Below are 16,788 nucleotides of genomic sequence, written 5' to 3' on the forward strand. Positions count from 1 at the left end.
TTTTTAAAAATATAGCATTGCTAAACATAAATAACGCTATTTGACGATTAGATGACAACAAGGGTTTAAGGCATGGCATACGATTCAGATCCAACTCTCGACCTCACTCAATACACATCACTTATCGATTTGATTGAGCAAGCCAGTGAAAAGTATGCCGATAAAACGGCCTATGCCTGTTTAGGCCATCACAGTACGTTTAGTGATATAGAGCGTGACTCACGCTACTTTGCCGCTTATCTGCAAAATATTCCAGGCTTGAGAGTCGGAGATCGTATTGCTATTCAGCTGCCTAATATCACCCAATACGTGATTGCGGCTTACGGTGCAATTCGTTCAGGTATGGTGCTGGTAAACACCAACCCGCTATATACCGAACGCGAGTTAACCCATCAATATAATGACTCAGGCGCTAAAGTCTTAGTCGTACTGTCGGATCTACTACCAAACCTTGAGAATGTAGTTGCCAACACAAGAATAGACACTGTCATTTCGACTCATGCGGCGGATCTGCTCGCACCTCAGGCACAACCAGAGGTTAGCTTTGAAACACATAAACTGTTAGATGTTTTAGCCCTGGGAAAAAGTCTCCCATTTGAACGCTTAAGCGCCAACTTAACCGAGCTTGCAGCACTGCAGTATACCGGTGGCACTACCGGATTATCTAAGGGTGCGATGCTTAGCCACTGCAATTTAATTGCGAATGCGATGCAGATAAAATCACGCTTGAGCGACAAGTTAGTAGAAGGTGAGGAGATATTTGTTGCACCACTGCCTGTCTACCATATCTATGCCTTCATGGTGAATCTAGTGCTGTATTTCGAGCGCGGTTGTTGTTCTGTTCTGGTACCTAACCCAAGAGATATCTCATCACTTATCAAGACACTATCAAACTACCCTTTTACTGGCTTCGCTGGGCTCAACACCCTGTTTGTCGGTTTGTGTCATCAGCCAGAATTTAAAGCGTTAGATTTTAGCCACCTTAAGGTCACCATCTCAGGTGGCACGGCCCTAACACAAGCAGCTGCGAATATGTGGCAAGAGACCACCAAGTGCACCATATCTGAAGGCTATGGCTTATCCGAAACCTCTCCGGTTGTGTCACTCAACGCGCCCGGTCTTGAGCAGTTAGGCACCATTGGTAAGCCCGTCATTGATACTTGTGTAAAGATCCTCGATAACGATGATAATGAAGTGCCTCAGGGCGAAACTGGCGAACTGGCAGTCAAGGGCCCTCAGGTAATGAGTGGCTATTGGAACAAGCCCGAAGAGACTGCCCAGGTAATGACCAAGGACGGCTATTTCAAAACGGGTGACATTGCCTTAGCGACGAAAGACGGTCTGCATAAGATAGTCGATCGTAAGAAAGATATGATTATTGTCTCAGGCTTTAACGTCTATCCAAATGAAGTCGAAGATGTGCTGGCTAATCATGAGTCTATACTGGAATGTGCCGTTATCGGCATTAAAGATGAACGCAGCGGCGAAGCGGTAAAAGCCGTTATTGTGTTAGCTGATCAAGCTGCTGATACTGATGCTGCAAAGCTCGCTATCACAGCATACTGCCGAGAGCAGCTTACCGCTTATAAAATACCGAAACAGATAGAATTTATGGCAGCACTGCCTAAATCGACAGTGGGCAAAATCTTGCGTAGAGAGTTAAGAAAAAGCTAAGAAAATGACCAACAAGGTACGAGTTCCTAGGTCCTAGGAACTCGTACCTTGCTTCATCTACAATCCCTCTAACCACTCCTTAATAACAGGCCTGACATCTGGGCTGACGACTATGCCCATATGGCTTAAACCTGGCAATACCTTCACTTGAGTCTTTTGACTGTTAACAGCATGCTTAGTGATTAATCCCTGATACTTATCGGCAAACATGGTCTCATCTTTGCTGCCAGCAAGGAGCAATAAGGGCTGAGTCAGCGCACTTAAATCTTTGCCATAATCCCTTGGAGCAAATGAGGTGTTAAGCCTGTAGGAGTAAGCGAGTGTTTCAGTGCCATTTCGTACCTCTGGGGGCATATTAAACTCGATACTGATCAGATGGTTTAAGCCATGAATACCGATATTATTTAGCATACTCAAACCAATAATTCTGGCGGTATAGGGCTTAGCCCAACCACCCGCATTGGGCCGAGTTGTAGACGCGTTATAATAGACAAATGGTGCCAGCAGCAGATAGGCATCGGCCAATTGCCCATGTGTGCCACCTGCGAAACGGATCGCTAAGCCACCGCCAGATGAGTGGCCGCCCATGATGATGCTGGAACCGGGCGAGTCCTGTTTTATCCCTATAATCAGATCGGTAAGGTCATCTTCGAACTGGCCGATATAATCGATATCTCCGCGCCGCTTAGGGTTAACGCCATGGCCACGCAGATCCGGCGTGTAGACCTGCGCCAAGCCCTGCTCACTGATAAATTTGGCCAGCGGATAAAACTGTTGGCTGTGCCAGCCGGAGCCATGGAGTAAAATTAACACCTTATCCGAGTCTGAAGAGTAATACCGATATTGAAGCTGGCCTTCCCCTCTTGTGCCATAGCTTTGCAGTGGCGGCATCTGGCTGTAGTCGATAAGCATTTCACTGAAGTTAATACCGGCTTGCTTATCAGACGTATCTGCTTCGTCAGGTTCTGATGATGACACACCAAACAGGGTAAGACTCATCGCGATAACAAGGTAGCCCCCCATAGATAACAGCACAGAGAATAGTACTTTTTTTATCACTTTATTCATAAAGATCCCTCTTCTATAAAATGTGTCAGCTCACTTCTGGCACCAGTTTCTGTTTGAAGATTATCTCGGGTGGTCGATCACACACGACTTCGACACAATCATCACTGGTCGTTATAAAATAGGAGAATCCATCATCGCTGCCCATGGCAAAACTCACCGGACTCTCTTCACTCCAGCCATGACCTTTAACTTTGAAACAGTTATGCTCCGTCTTCTTCTCAGCCCAGATATCCAGCAAACCTCCCTCATCTAACACCCGAAACGCCGATGCAGATAGGAATCTCAATTCATACACCCCCTCAGTTTCCAGATGAAATACCGTAAGGGTTAATATCTCTTTCGAGCCTGTCGGTATCGGCAGGCGATAGGTTTCCCCTCCGGGATAACTAACGCTCCATTCGTCTCCGCCCCACATTGCGTTAACGAGAAATAACTCTCCCTGATTGAAAGGGGTGTCCCAAGTATCAAACATCATAGGTAAATAGTCTCCACTCATATCAGTCCATCATATTCGCTCGTAACTCTAATCTTCTGGGCCTTCGCGGCTAAAGCCGCTCCTACACTTGCTGCTTACAACTCCAAGGCCCTAGCTCGTAGCTCGTAGCTCGTTATACAGTCTCAGTGATCAACTGCAGGCTGGCAAACTTGCGATATCGATACCATCCAACTCAATGCTGCCACTGTCTAAGCAATAAAATCGCTGCTGCAGTTCAAACAGCCTCCTCTTTTGGCCCACCAAAGTAGGTAAGCCCCAAGGCAATGCTTAGGTAGATGGCAATATGCGCTCATTGACATCATGTCCCCATCATCAGATAAGTTCAATCATAAGTTAGTTTGCTTCGAATGAAGCATGATGGCATTTTGTCTTTGCTTCATTAGGATGTGTTGGTATTTGGGAATGTGTTTGAAGGTCTAACCTTCAATGTCACCTATCGCTTCCCAGCGGGGGGTGTGCAGATGCTTCTATGACACACTGCAAGTACATCCTTGTAAGTTCGGCCGTGACACGGACGGTCACAGCCGCATCTACACTTGGGGTTTAACAAGCAGTCCTACCTTGTCCAATCGGAGTCTTTTGTTACTTTTGAAAGTGTGACAGTCCGATTTTTATTGTGCATGTGGCATAATGGCATTCATTAGATAACAGATAGCTAGATAGCTAGATAACAGAGAGCAACAATGGACAACGAACAAGACAGCTACATGACTCAAGAGATGTTAATTGAAACCGTCGAAAATCAGATCGCCGACGGTGAACCCCAAAAGGTAAAAGCAACCTTGATGCGTTTAGTCATGACAGGAACGTCCCGTGAAGAAGCGATTCAATGGATAGCCTGCGCACTGGCTGTGGAAATATTCGACATAATGAAAAATGAAACCACTTTTAACGCAAAGCGTTATGACCAACATTTGGATGCATTACCGAATATGGATTGGCTAGACGATTAAGCTGGCCTTTGAATGAAGGCTGATTACATTTTTGTTGGCTCATTGGGCTATGTGGGTACTTGATGGTGAGTTTTAGCAACTACATCGTGGCCCATTGCGAGGCCGATTAAAAGGGGATGGGTCCATTCCATTATCCATGTTTCGGAAGCTCGCAGCTGCATCTACACAGGTTGTTTAACAAGAATATTTCTCTTGTTAGCTAAGCGCATTGCTATGGAAGTATGATCTCGGAAACAGATCAATTATTACGATCCTTTTGTTTTTAATCATTACTAGAAAGCCTATGTATTACTTCCAGCACTCAGGACCGAAAATATCAAAGTCAGATTCATCATCAGTATGCATAAACAACCGAATTTCTTTACCTTTATTAGTGGTAATTAAATTAATATTATTACCGCTAAATAAGGGCGCGTAGTGCAAGGTCTCATCTATAGTTGTAGTAGCATAACCTCTGAAATCAACTATATGCTCAACTGTTTCTCCCACTTTTAAAACATACCAGTCGTACTGTTCATAATTTGGTTTAGCTTTGTATTTAAGGTTTATTGCTTGCCCTTCTGGGTCTGTATACAAAGATAAACCAGCATAGATTGGATCAAACTTTGATTTATCCATATAGTGAGGATCAACAAGTAAATGTTGCCCAGAGACATTGGTAAAACTTAGTGTAATCTGACCCTCAGCAGTACATAAAGGAGCAATACCTACGGTTATATAGCTGCCATCATTGCTTGTTGAACTTGCTACCGCTGCATTAGCAACAAATGTAAAAGTCACAGCTGCCATCATAGTCATAAAGTTCTTCATAAATATTCCCCTAGGGTCTGATCAAAAAGTAAGCGCTATTGAGTAATATCTCTAGTGGGTCTGCTCTTAGGCGTTTATTTGCTGGGAGCTAGTGGGGTCAGTGTATACTTTAATTCCCCACACTTAACCTAGTAGCAGTCAGGAAGTCTCTCACTTCCTCTGAACTAGCTCTATTGGAGGAAGTGTTAGGTTGCCATACACCTCATAAAGTAAATAATCGCTTTATGACCTTTAACCCTAACAACATTTTGTCCAGAAATGAGTTGCTGCCAGTAAGCTTAAATCCGGAGCCGTACCTTTCTTTAAATCAATAAAGTGTGAACGCGGCTGTGACCTTCCGTGACATGGATGTCACGGCAGAGCCCACAGGAATTGTGCTTGCGGCGAGTCACAGATAATGGAATGGACCCATCCCCTTTTAATCGGCCTCGCAATGGGCCACGATGTAGTTGCTAAAACTCATCAGAAAGAGGACGGGTCCACTATGAAGATTACTACAATTGGTTTAGATATCGCAAAGTCTGTTTTTCATTTTGTTGCAGTAAATCAGGCTGGCAAGCTAGTAAAAAAGAAGATGCTCAGGCGAAAAGATGTGATGTGCTTTGTTGCCAAGATAGAGCCATGCCTAATAGTCATGGAGGCCTGTGGTAGCGCAAACTATTGGGCTAGGGAGTTTCAAAAACTCGGGCACCAAGTGAAGTTAATCGCGCCACAATTTGTCATTCCCTATCGACAAGGGAATAAGAATGATTATAACGATGCCCTTGCCATTGCTGAGGCTGCCCAAAGGCCGAACATGCGCTTCGTACAACCAAAGCCTGTTGAACAGCAGGATGTACAGATGCTTCACCGAATGAGGCAGCGTTTAAACAAACAGTCTACAGCTTTAGTCAACCAAGTCAGAGGCATGCTGGCAGAATACGGCATCGTAATAGCGAAAAGCAAAGCGGCATTTAGAAAAGCGTTTCCTGACATTTTATCTGATGAAAACAATGAGCTGACAGTGAAAGGAAGATACATATTTCGTCAGTTGCATGACGAGTTTAGCGATATTGAGAAACGTCTAAAAAGCTGTGATATGCAGATAGTAGAAGAGAGAAATACAAACCCAGTTTGCCAGCGTATAGAGACATCGCCAGGTATAGGCCCTATCACCTCTACTGCTTTTTACGCAGCCGTAGGGGATGGAAAAGACTTCACCAATGGTAGGCACTTCTCAGCCTGGTGTGGCTTAGTGCCAAAGCAACATAGCAGTGGCGGTATTGATAACCTGCTAGGGATAAGTAAAAGAGGCAATGCCTATTTACGAACGTTATTTATACACGGCGCAAGAGCGGTCTTGCAGCACTGCGGAGGGAAGCAAGATAAGCTGAGCCGCTGGGCATACGCTTTGGCTGAAAGAAAGGGGTTCAATAAAGCTTGTGTTGCAGTAGCGAACAAGCTTGCAAGAATGACCTGGGCTATTGCTGCAAGGGAAGATGAATATAGGACATTTGCGTAGCAGTTAGCCCTACAGTAAGACGAACCGAGTTAGTGTAAAAACACACCAGCAAGTTGCTACGACACTTGATTTGATGATGAGACAGTCAGACTGCTCTACTTAAAACCTTACAAACACTTAGGCTCTATAAGAAGCCGTACAGATGATAAGGAAAGTAGAGGCAAATATCCATCAGGGCCAGAGGTTAACCTCATAAACAGGCCGAATATATGGGTGCAATGAACTCTTCTCAAAATTGATATCAAATGTCTTGCAAACGGGATGGGTCCATATAAGTGTTTGCACATCCCTCGCCGGGCAGGCGTTTAATAGCAATGAAATATCGGCAAACCTAATATTGCCAAATACCAAAACCTTCAAATGAACCCATCCAAAGATACTTCCTACCTGTTATCAGACAGGTTAAGCCAATTTGTTATCCGACAAGTCGATCACACCACTGGTTAAGCAACATCAGTGATCAACTGCAAGCTGGCAAACTCTCGATAGAGCTCACTTGAGCCCATTAACTCTTGATGTGTGCCGCTAGCGATCAGTTGGCCTTTATCCATCACTAAGATACGATCGGCATTAAGCACTGTCGCTAAGCGATGGGCAATAATCAAGGTGGTCTTGCCGACCATTAAGCTGTCTAACGCTTGCTTAACTTTATGCTCACTGATGGCATCGAGGGCGCTGGTTGCCTCATCGAGAAGCAGTATTGGCCTATCGGCTAATATGGCGCGGGCGATGGCGATGCGCTGCTTCTGACCACCAGATAAACGTACACCTCGTTCGCCTAAATAAGTGTCATAGCCGTCACTAAACTCACTGATGAATTCATGGGCACGCGCCGCTTCACAGGCTTTGATCACCTCAGATTCGCTGGCATCTAAGCGACCATAGCGGACATTTTCTAACACTGAGGTGGCAAAAATAACCGAATCTTGTGGCACCAGTGCATATTGCTGACGTAGCTCCTGAGGTTTAAGCTGCGCAATATCGATACCATCGAGCTCAATGCTGCCGCTATCTAAGCTGTAAAAACGCTGTAGCAGTTCAAATAAGGTGCTCTTACCCGCACCACTAGCCCCTACTAACGCGACGCGCTCGCCAGGCTGGATATGAATATCTAGCCCTCGAATCACCTCTTCATCTTTAGTGCTACTTTGAGCACTCATATTTTGATAGCTGAAACGCACCTGTTTTAACAGCAGTTCGCCCTTTACTTGCTCAGGCAGAGTCAATGGATAGTCTACGATTGGAATATCTATCGGCGCTTCAACCAACTCGATTAAGCGTTCGGATGCGCCGGCAGCACGCTGAATTTCACCTATCACTTCACTAATGGTGGCGACAGAACCTGCGACCATCACCGCATAAAACATAAAGGCAGATAACTCACCACCTGTCATCCCACCAGCCATCACATCATGGGCACCGACCCAAGTCACCAAGGCGATCGCCAGAATACTGAGAAACATCACTAACGCGATAAGCACTGAGCGATACCAGATCCGCCCTCTTGCCGCGTCCATTACCGACTCGACTCTTTGAGCAAACAGCTTTCTATCCTGCTCTTCATGAGAATAGGCCTGTACGGTATGGATCTCATGCAGAGTCTCATCCACATAGGCACCAAGATCGCCGACTCTATCCTGACTCTTGCGAGACAGCTCTCTCACCTTGCGGCCAAAGAAGAAAATAGGCACCAACACCATAGGCACGGCAAGTAAAACCAGGCCTGTCATTTTAATGCTGGTGATCGCCATCATGACGATCCCACCAATCACAGTCACACTGGCGCGCAGTGCCATAGAGAGGCTAGAACCAACAACAGATTGCAGTAAGGTGGAATCGGCAGTGAAGCGGGAGATCACCTCCCCGGTACGTAATTTGGCGTAAAACCCCGGTGAGAGTTTGAGCAAGTGGTCATACACTTTGAGTCGAATATCCGCGCTGACCCGCTCACCCAACCAGGTCATCAGATAGAAACGACAAAAAATGGCTGAGCTACTCAGCGCTGTGATACCTATCACCAACATGATTATCTCGTTGAGGCGCTCACCATTCTCTTGCAAGAAGCCTTCATCGACCATCAAGCGCACACCTTGCCCTAATGAGAGCCAAGCGAGCGATCCGATAAACAGAAAGATAATCGCAGCGATAACTCGTAGTCGATAGGGCTTGAGGAATGTGGCAATCCAAGTCAATACAGAGCGCTTTGCCACATTATCAGGCTGTTTAGATGCTGATATTGACGAAGAGTGGCCCACTAGCGGTGTCGATATTGCTGTTTTCTGAGTCAATTGCCTTCCTTACTTTGTGAACCAGTTCTCAAATTTGAACATCAATTAAAATAGATAATATCTAAACTATACGCTCATTACGCAGTTAGTTTGTATCTAAATCTACTGGCTCCAATAGTAAAAAGCTAAGCACCTAGTCACTTTATGCCCATGATGTTAATCTTACTAACATCAGCATTCCCCTAGCACTTCCTTAATAGACAGCAGCAGAGACCAGTAGATACGATGGCCAAACCAATCTCAACAGAAACACAGAATGAAGCGATGAAAGTTGCCAAAGCCACTCAGAAGCCGGGACAAGCCAAGGAGCAAACTAAGCTCATTGCTCTGGGTATCGAAAAAGGCATTGCCGAATACAAGAAGCAGCAAAAGAGCAAGGCACGAGATAGAGATAAGTCGCGTAAACAAGATATTAAGGCTAAAGCTCGCGCTGCAGAGTCTGAAGTGAATGAAGATGTTGACGTTGAATCAAACTCCAAAGGACATCTATTGCCTTGGGGATTACTGATTATCAGTTGGCTAGGATTTATCGGTTACATTGTAATCAAGTAAACATAAGATCCTAGGAGCTAGATTCTAGGATCTTATGCCTTTTCAGCATTTAGAACTTATATGAAAGGCTCGCCGCAAAGGTACGACCCGCTTCAGTGAGCTGACTCATATCAAAATCTTCTGCATGACCTGATACATTGCTGTAACGGACATATTCAGTATCGAAGAGATTATTTACTGCAAGGTTTAGCCTGAAGTTATTGCTAATATCATAGTTAAGTAACCAATCTACTACCGCATAACCAGCAACTTCTGCATCACCTTCATTGACCTTAGTCATGCGATCCGCCCAGTTCATTACCAAATCTGATGACCATGTATCTGACTCATAGCTCACCCCGGCAGTCCCTGAAAGCGGGCTAATGCTGGTGATGTACTCTCCAGTGTTATCATTCTTACCATCTTGATAGGCTGCGTTAGCAAAGATTGATAGTTCATCGCCAATATAATAGGTCAAACCAAGCTCAGCCCCTTTAATGGTTACCGAGTCGATATTGTTATATTGATAAGTCTCGTAACGCACACCGTCTATGGTTTCGGTATTGACCAATTCCGTGGTGAGGAAGTTGGTGTAGTCGTTATAGAAAATAGCCGAAGTAAAGGCCATGTCGCCAACATGACCACGTAGACCTATCTCATAGCTGTTGCTCTCTTCTGGCGCTAAGTCTTCACTCGGTATAATGGTGTAGGTATAATCTGAGCTCGGTGAGTTAGTGTGCTCAATATAGGCTAGATCATATGAGGGTACCTTAAAGCCCTGACCGAACTGAGCATAAGCCGTGAGGTAATTGCTGATGGAGTAAAGCGCACCTAAGTTAAACGAAGTGTGGTTCTCATCAAACTTCTTAAAAGCTTCACCGTCGGTTTTAAGTGCCCCATTGGGATCCATCTTGTACATATCGAAACGTACACCAGGCGTGACTGTTAAGCGGTCATCGAGGAACTTCATCTCATCATTAACAAACAGACCCGCTCTGAAAACATCGGTCTCTGGAAACTTATTGGTTGTCGCATCTTTAGTTGGCTCACCTTCCACTTCACGGTACTCAACGACAGTGCGTGAACTGGTTGAGCTTTCGATATCTAAGCCATAGCCTAGAGTGTTCCAGCCATTAAGCTCTTTGGTAGCATTTGAAAGAAAGCCTGTCGTCTGCTGCTCAAAGTAACCTGTTTTCCACATATCGCGCTTCTCTATCACACCAAACATGGGCGCATTGATATCGAGAAAAGCATACTCTTCATCATCTTGATTAGTAGAGTTGCTATAAACCGCCACACTTAAATAATCGTAAAGTGCAGTATTGGCTTCAGAGCGATACTCCAATTTAAAAGAATCTGTACTCTTCTCTGATGTAGAGTTCTCCTCCTCAATTTTATAACCGTACTGCTCAAGTCCTCTAAAATAGGAAAGCAGACCATCAGCAGACTCGCCTTTACGGGTTTGACGCCACAGATCCGCACTAAAACCTAAGTAATCCGTATCGTTTAGATTGTATTTGGCTTTGTATAAGAAGCTGGTAGATTCAACAGTAAAGGGGCTCTGGGATTCATTATATCGCTTCTCCTCTTCACCATCTCGATAGCTAGCGTTTAGCATCTGCTCAAAATCACCGGTTTTCAACGCCAAGGTACCTGAAACATTGGCCTGACTACTCAAGTCTGAATAACCCACCTTGATGTTACCGCCAACCGTCTCACCATCCTCGAGATAATCACTGGCATCTTTAGTGGTAAATACCACGATACCGCCCAGCGCATCAGAGCCGTACAGTGATGAAGCCGCCCCTTTGGCGACCTCGACCTGCTTGAGAGTATCAGTCTCGATGAAGCCACGGCCGACAATATCGTTAAGCCCGTTGGCACCATAGCCTTCATTCATACGCATACCATCTTTGATCATCAGTATGCGATCGCTGCCCATGCCACGCACTATGATATTTTGCGCCCCACCAATACCACCGGTGATCTGCACACTTGGATCATATTTAAATAACTGGCTCATATCGGTAGCGACTTGGCGCTCAATCTCTTCAGCCGTAACCACAGAGATGCTTCCTGCAACATCTTTTAACGGCTTTTCGGTGCGAGATCCACTGATCACAATCACTTCCATCTGCTGGGCAGCATCATTGATTGGCAGATCATCAGCCTTAGCTCCCGTCGAAAACAAAACAGTCGATACGGCAACAGCAACCAGTGCAGGGACAGGCTTAAACATAGCGTGTATTCCTTAGAATAATTAACAAAATATAGACAGGTAAATAGTTATGTGAACTCATCATACTTAAGTTTCAAATAAGATCAAATGAAAACACGAATAGATCTCATTTGCATTCTTGCCATTGCTATTCAAATAGTTTACATTTCACTTTCTTTACAAACCTGAGACCTAATACCGTGAATATTCAACAGATCGAATCTTTAATGGCAAACGTATCCGCCATGCTTATGACCCCAGTTCTAATCATCATAGTTTTACTATTTATCTATGCCATTTATGCACTGGGCCGATTCCTGTCTCTCTATTTAGTCAGAAAAAAGAATAACTCCGAATATCAGGCTCAGATAAAAAGTAAACAATCACAATGGTTAGCCGGTTACCCGATACACAATTTCTTTGCCAGCAATCCTGATGCCTCTGAAGATGAGATGGAAGTGTTTGCCTTGAAGAAGCTAGAAAGCCTGCGCATTGTGACGCGTATCGCCCCCATGCTTGGACTCATCGCCACCATGATCCCAATGGGACCCGCGCTAAAAGCATTAGGCGATGGCAATATCCAAGGCATCAGTGAAAACCTTATCGTGGCTTTTGCAGCGGTGATTTGGGGACTCGTTATCTCAACTATCACCTTCTGGCCAGCATCAGTTAAGAAGCGCTGGTTCGCCCACGAATTGATCAACATCCGTAAAATCAAGGGAGAGGCTTAATGCGATTTCTCGATGAAGATGAGGAACTCAACCCTATTGTCAGCGCCGTTAACTTGATTGATGTCTTTCTGGTGATCATCGCGGCGCTACTGATTTCAATCGCTCAAAACCCGATGAATATCTACTCTGCCGATGATGTCACCGTGGTGAAAAATGCCGGTAAGCCCAACATGGAAGTGATCGTCAAAGAGGGGAAAGAGATAAAAAAATACAAATCGACCGGGTCAATTGGCTCGGGTGAAGGTATGCGTGCTGGTGTTGCTTACAAGATGGCTGATGGTAGCTTTGTTTATGTTCCTGAAGCAGGCGAGCAGCAATCAAACTCAAGTAAAAATGTCTCACAAGCCTCTAGCCAAACGCCTGTTCAAGCTACTAAGGAAAAATTGTAATGCGAATAATTCTGCTCTGTATGTTACTGGTGCTATCCCCAACAGCATTGAGTAAAGAGCCGCCAGAAGTCCTGCTGATGATGTCGGGTCATGCATCAAAATCTAAAGGTGCACTGCTCGAAGACCTAGCAAAATCTCAACCTTTTACACTCGAAGTATTCAGTACAAAAGGTAAGAGTGACGAGGAGGTACTTGCCGTTTGGTCTAAAGCCGATCTCATCTTACTCGATGGCATCAACCCTGCGCTGTCTAAGTATATGTTCAAGCAATTTGAGCCCAACTTAGTTATGGCCCCAAATGTTGCAGTGCTCTCTCTGGGCGATCTTAACAATGGTAAAATGAACCAAGGCATTAGCGATTCAGATAAAGAGCAGCTAGGGAAATACTTCAACAATGCGGGGCGTAAAAACTATCAAAATATGATGATTTACCTCTCTAACAAGGTATTTAAACTTTCAGAAAATCAAGCCGCTGCACCTGTCATCGTGCCAAATGTCGGCCTTTACCATCCTAACTTCCCCGACCTTGTCACCAATGACGAGACCGCTTTCTATCAATGGCTTTCACCTAACCATCAAGAAAAACAGCCTGTTATTGCCGTAGCTATGCACAGATCGGTTATCGACTATGAGCAGCAACAGATTGTTGATCAGATAATTAACGACCTTGAAGCAAAAGGCGCACGCGCTTTCGGCGTATTCTTCGAAGGTAATGATGAGTCTCTGACCTATCCAGAACTGCTGATGGACAGCAATGACATCGCCCGTATCGATCTGATGATCAACTATCGCTCGCTGCACTATGTAGAAAAAAGACGTAGCGAATTTACTGAAATTGGCGTCCCCGTGATCCATGCACTTAACTACAGTGATGGTGATGCAGCAGAATTTGAAGCTGATCATACTGGTGTTTCAGCAGCGCTGACTCCCTTCTTCCTTGTTATGCCTGAAGATACAGGTAGCACAGATCCCATCGTTATCGCCGCGAGCGATAAAGGGGTAAAAAAAGCCATGCCTGCGCAGATGAATGCCCTGGTTGAGCGAGCCTATAACCATGCAAGTCTAAGCAAGATTGCTAACGCAGATAAGAAGGTTGCCACCTTTATCTGGAACTACCCTCCGGGTGAGAAAAATATCGGCGCCGCCTTTCTAGATGTGCCCTCCTCTATCGAGCAGATCGCCAAGGCAATGAAGGCTCAAGGCTACAAGATTGAGCTTAAAGAGGCACAAGAGATCATCGACAGTGCCGGTAAATTGCTGCGCCCTTACTACCGCAACGAAGATACCTCAGGTTTAATTGAGCAAGACCTTGCCGATTACCTACCACTGGATACCTACCTTGAGTGGTTTAATCAGCTACCAGCATCGGTCAAAGATCCGATTATCGCCCGCTGGGGGAAACCTGAAGAGAGCAAGCTTCTGGCCGATAATGACGGTAAACCCGCATTTGTCATTCCTCGTATGAACCTTGGTAACATGATTGTATTGCCACAAGGGATGCGCGGCGAGACCATTGATGAGCATGCAGCACTTTATCACAGCACCAAGACACCAATTAACCACAGCTACTTAGCACTGTATCTCTACACCCGTGAAGTGTTTGGTGCCGATGCCTATATTCATCTTGGTACCCATGGCTCACAAGAGTGGTTAACGGGTAAAGAACGTGGCCTATCCGTCTATGATGCCCCAAGCTTAGCAGTTGGCAATATCCCAGTATTCTATCCCTACATTATCGATAACGTCGGTGAGGCGATGCAAGCTAAGCGCCGCGGCCGCGCGACGATGATCAGCCACCTGACCCCAGGTTTTGCAAAAGCGGGACTCTATACTGAGGTCGCTAAGCTTAATGACCTAATTTCAAACTTTATGACGCTAGAGGAGGGGCGAACTAAAGAGAACACCCGCGAAAATATCATTAAGGCGGCAAGCACACTCAATATCCTTAAAGATCTATCGATCACACCCGAAGATTTAGCGGCTGACTTCGATACCTATGTGGTCAAGATACAAGATCAACTCAACCAACTGGCACAACTAAGCCAGCCGCTTGGGGTGCATATCTTCGGTCTACTACCAGAGCAGACACACCTTTACAGCACTATGCTGCAGATGCTGGGTGAAGAATATGTCACTCTAGCCTCAGATTATGAGCTAGAGCATGGCTTAGCCATTGCCGTCGATAATCGCAAAGATGAGCGCGAGGTGGTCAAGCTTGAGGCACTAGAAGGTTTTGCGCTACTTAAAGCCTTTATCGAAAAGCAGCCACTTAAGGATATTCCTGAAGCGTTAACACCTAAGCTTGAGGAAGCGCAGAAATTTTGGGATAACTTCCAAGATATTGCCGAGATAGACAACCTGCTTGCAGCACTATCGGGTAGCTATATTCCGGTGAGTTATGGTGGCGATCCAATCCGTAACCCAGATGCGGTTCCCACTGGTCGCAACCTTATTGGCTTTAACCCAGCAAAAGTACCGTCTAAAGAAGCCTATGATGCGGGTGTCACCTTGATGGATCAAACCATCAATGATTACGTGGCTAAACATGGTACCTATCCAAAGAAGCTGGCCTTCTCACTGTGGTCACTAGAAACCATGCGTCATCACGGTGCCCTTGAAGCGCAGATCCTCCATGCCATGGGTCTAAAGCCTAAATGGGATGAGCGCGGTGATGTCGTCGATACGGAGATTATCCCAGTCTCAGAGCTTAAGCGCCCACGTATCGATGTGGTGATCTCAGCAACCGGGCTCTATCGTGACGCCTTCCCTAATGTGATGCTGTTCCTTGCCGAGGCAATCGATAAGGTGGCTAAGATGAAGGAGGAAAACAACTTCGTCTACCGTCATGCCAATGCCCTCAAGAAAACGCTAATCGAGGAAGGTAAATCAGAGGAAGATGCAGACTATCTATCTTCTATCCGTATTTTCTCTAATGAGACGGGTAACTATGGTACAGGTCTTGCAGGCAGCAGTTTAGCGTCTGATACCTGGGAAGATGACAGCAAACTCGCCAACCTCTACCTTGATCGCATGGGCTATGCCTTTGGTAAAGATGAGAGTCGCTGGAGTGAAAATGTCGGCGATACAGGACTTTATTCAAAAGTACTATCGGGTACCGATGGGGTGATCTTCTCTCGCTCGACCAACCTCTACGCCCTGATGACCAATGATGATCCCTTCCAATACTTTGGCGGTATCGGCCTTGCTGTTCGTCACTTAGACGGTAAGACGCCTGAGATGTACGTTTCTAACCTTAGACGTAAAGATCAGCTTAAGAGTCAGACCATGGGTGAGTTTATCAACCAAGAGATGCGTAGCCGCTACTTCCACCCTCGCTGGATCAAGGCGATGCAGGATTCAGGCTATGCTGGCGCCACTGTGATGTTAGATAGAATGAACAACATGTGGGGCTGGGAAGTCATGACGCCCGAAGCGATTCGTGACGATCATTGGAAAGAGTTCTTCGATGTCTATGTCGATGATAAGTACGATATGCAGATGCGAGAGTTCTTCGAAAATGCTAACCCTGAAGCCCTAGCGCAGATCATCGAGCGTATGCTTGAAGCTGTACGTAAAGGTTACTGGGAAGCGGATGCTGAAACCATCAAGAAGATGGTTGAGACCTACACAGAAATTGCTAACCAGCACGATGTTGTCACCAGCAATAAAGCCTTCACCGATTATGCCAATGATAAAGCAGTTGGTTTTGGTTTAGCCTTGATTGCCAGCACTCAGCCACAAGCGGCACCTGAAACCAGCGCTGTACCACCTAAAGGGGCTACTCAGCAGGTTTCAGGGCAGAAGCTTGAGCAGGTCAACGAAGAGATTCAAGAGATAGAGCAAGATTACCGCCTCTGGTATCTAATCCTATTTATCTTCTTCACCGGCTTTATCCGCACCGGCTATGAGCAGGTGTCAAGACGCAAGGCTGCCTAGCTCCTAGCTCCTAGCTGCCTAGCTCCTAGCTCCTAGCTCCTAGCTCCTAGCTCCTAGCTCCTAGCTCCTAGCTCCTAGCTCCTAGCTCAGCATGATCATCTAGCCACTCTTAAATAGAGTGGCTTTTTTATTAACCACTTTCGAGTCAGCACTCTTGTTCTGCCTTATATCATGACTAAAAACAAGCTTCTGCA

The 16,788-nt window shown here is 45.6% G+C and carries 12 protein-coding genes; 7 read left to right on the plus strand and 5 right to left on the minus strand.

What is annotated here, in order from left to right:
• Positions 1-72 precede the first annotated feature (72 nt).
• Positions 73-1,674 carry an AMP-binding protein gene (locus FM038_RS20095; RefSeq protein WP_142871497.1) on the plus strand — a complete coding sequence of 534 codons (1,602 nt, stop codon included), beginning with the start codon at positions 73-75 and terminating at the stop codon, positions 1,672-1,674.
• A gap of 57 nt (positions 1,675-1,731) precedes the next feature.
• On the opposite strand, the gene FM038_RS20100 is transcribed toward FM038_RS20095, so the two are convergent.
• Positions 1,732-2,742 (minus strand): alpha/beta hydrolase, encoded by a 1,011-nt coding sequence (locus FM038_RS20100; RefSeq protein WP_142871496.1) that lies wholly within the window; start codon positions 2,740-2,742, stop codon positions 1,732-1,734.
• A gap of 25 nt (positions 2,743-2,767) precedes the next feature.
• A complete protein-coding gene (locus FM038_RS20105) occupies positions 2,768-3,238 on the minus strand; it encodes a hypothetical protein (RefSeq protein WP_142871495.1) in 471 nt (156 codons plus the stop codon).
• Between the two features lie 683 nt (positions 3,239-3,921).
• On the opposite strand from FM038_RS20105, the gene FM038_RS20110 reads away from it, so the two are divergent.
• Positions 3,922-4,191 (plus strand): hypothetical protein, encoded by a 270-nt coding sequence (locus FM038_RS20110; RefSeq protein ID WP_142871494.1) that lies wholly within the window; start codon positions 3,922-3,924, stop codon positions 4,189-4,191.
• Positions 4,192-4,479: 288 nt separating this feature from the next.
• Here the strand turns inward: FM038_RS20110 and FM038_RS20115 are convergent, their stop codons facing one another.
• A complete protein-coding gene (locus tag FM038_RS20115; protein ID WP_142871493.1) occupies positions 4,480-5,001 on the minus strand; it encodes a hypothetical protein in 522 nt (173 codons plus the stop codon).
• A 484-nt stretch (positions 5,002-5,485) separates the two neighbouring features.
• On the opposite strand from FM038_RS20115, the gene FM038_RS20120 reads away from it, so the two are divergent.
• Positions 5,486-6,502, plus strand: a complete 1,017-nt coding sequence (locus FM038_RS20120) for an IS110 family RNA-guided transposase (protein WP_142871492.1) — start codon at positions 5,486-5,488, stop codon at positions 6,500-6,502.
• A gap of 443 nt (positions 6,503-6,945) precedes the next feature.
• Here the strand turns inward: FM038_RS20120 and FM038_RS20125 are convergent, their stop codons facing one another.
• Positions 6,946-8,757 carry an ABC transporter transmembrane domain-containing protein gene (locus tag FM038_RS20125; protein ID WP_223293105.1) on the minus strand — a complete coding sequence of 604 codons (1,812 nt, stop codon included), beginning with the start codon at positions 8,755-8,757 and terminating at the stop codon, positions 6,946-6,948.
• A 258-nt stretch (positions 8,758-9,015) separates the two neighbouring features.
• On the opposite strand from FM038_RS20125, the gene FM038_RS20130 reads away from it, so the two are divergent.
• Positions 9,016-9,342 (plus strand): DUF2956 domain-containing protein, encoded by a 327-nt coding sequence (locus FM038_RS20130; RefSeq protein WP_142871490.1) that lies wholly within the window; start codon positions 9,016-9,018, stop codon positions 9,340-9,342.
• 49 nt (positions 9,343-9,391) lie between these two features.
• Here the strand turns inward: FM038_RS20130 and FM038_RS20135 are convergent, their stop codons facing one another.
• Positions 9,392-11,560 carry a TonB-dependent hemoglobin/transferrin/lactoferrin family receptor gene (locus tag FM038_RS20135; protein WP_142871489.1) on the minus strand — a complete coding sequence of 723 codons (2,169 nt, stop codon included), beginning with the start codon at positions 11,558-11,560 and terminating at the stop codon, positions 9,392-9,394.
• A gap of 206 nt (positions 11,561-11,766) precedes the next feature.
• Between FM038_RS20135 and FM038_RS20140 the strand changes: the two genes are divergently transcribed.
• The 3 genes from FM038_RS20140 to cobN are packed head-to-tail and all read left to right on the plus strand — an operon-like array spanning position 11,767 to position 16,594.
• Positions 11,767-12,270, plus strand: coding sequence for a MotA/TolQ/ExbB proton channel family protein (locus FM038_RS20140; protein WP_223292922.1), 504 nt, complete (start codon positions 11,767-11,769; stop codon positions 12,268-12,270).
• Positions 12,270-12,659: a DUF2149 domain-containing protein gene (locus FM038_RS20145; RefSeq protein WP_142871487.1), complete on the plus strand. Its 390-nt coding sequence runs from the start codon at positions 12,270-12,272 to the stop codon at positions 12,657-12,659. Before FM038_RS20140 ends, FM038_RS20145 begins: the two co-directional genes overlap by 1 nt.
• A complete protein-coding gene (gene cobN, locus FM038_RS20150; protein WP_142871486.1) occupies positions 12,659-16,594 on the plus strand; it encodes a cobaltochelatase subunit CobN in 3,936 nt (1,311 codons plus the stop codon). Before FM038_RS20145 ends, cobN begins: the two co-directional genes overlap by 1 nt.
• Positions 16,595-16,788: the final 194 nt, after the last annotated feature.

The sequence above is a fragment of the Shewanella eurypsychrophilus genome (genome assembly GCF_007004545.3).
Taxonomy (GTDB): domain Bacteria; phylum Pseudomonadota; class Gammaproteobacteria; order Enterobacterales; family Shewanellaceae; genus Shewanella; species Shewanella eurypsychrophilus.

What these genes read in the sequence shown, in the direction of transcription:
- FM038_RS20130 (WP_142871490.1), top strand. Translation starts at nt 9,016, where the DNA reads ATGGCCAAACCAATCTCAACAGAAACACAGAATGAAGCGATGAAAGTT.
- cobN (WP_142871486.1), top strand. Translation starts at nt 12,659, where the DNA reads ATGCGAATAATTCTGCTCTGTATGTTACTGGTGCTATCCCCAACAGCA.
- FM038_RS20140 (WP_223292922.1), top strand. Translation starts at nt 11,767, where the DNA reads ATGGCAAACGTATCCGCCATGCTTATGACCCCAGTTCTAATCATCATA.
- FM038_RS20105 (WP_142871495.1), bottom strand. Translation starts at nt 3,238, where the DNA reads ATGAGTGGAGACTATTTACCTATGATGTTTGATACTTGGGACACCCCT.
- FM038_RS20100 (WP_142871496.1), bottom strand. Translation starts at nt 2,742, where the DNA reads ATGAATAAAGTGATAAAAAAAGTACTATTCTCTGTGCTGTTATCTATG.
- FM038_RS20115 (WP_142871493.1), bottom strand. Translation starts at nt 5,001, where the DNA reads ATGAAGAACTTTATGACTATGATGGCAGCTGTGACTTTTACATTTGTT.
- FM038_RS20095 (WP_142871497.1), top strand. Translation starts at nt 73, where the DNA reads ATGGCATACGATTCAGATCCAACTCTCGACCTCACTCAATACACATCA.
- FM038_RS20110 (WP_142871494.1), top strand. Translation starts at nt 3,922, where the DNA reads ATGGACAACGAACAAGACAGCTACATGACTCAAGAGATGTTAATTGAA.
- FM038_RS20135 (WP_142871489.1), bottom strand. Translation starts at nt 11,560, where the DNA reads ATGTTTAAGCCTGTCCCTGCACTGGTTGCTGTTGCCGTATCGACTGTT.
- FM038_RS20145 (WP_142871487.1), top strand. Translation starts at nt 12,270, where the DNA reads ATGCGATTTCTCGATGAAGATGAGGAACTCAACCCTATTGTCAGCGCC.
- FM038_RS20120 (WP_142871492.1), top strand. Translation starts at nt 5,486, where the DNA reads ATGAAGATTACTACAATTGGTTTAGATATCGCAAAGTCTGTTTTTCAT.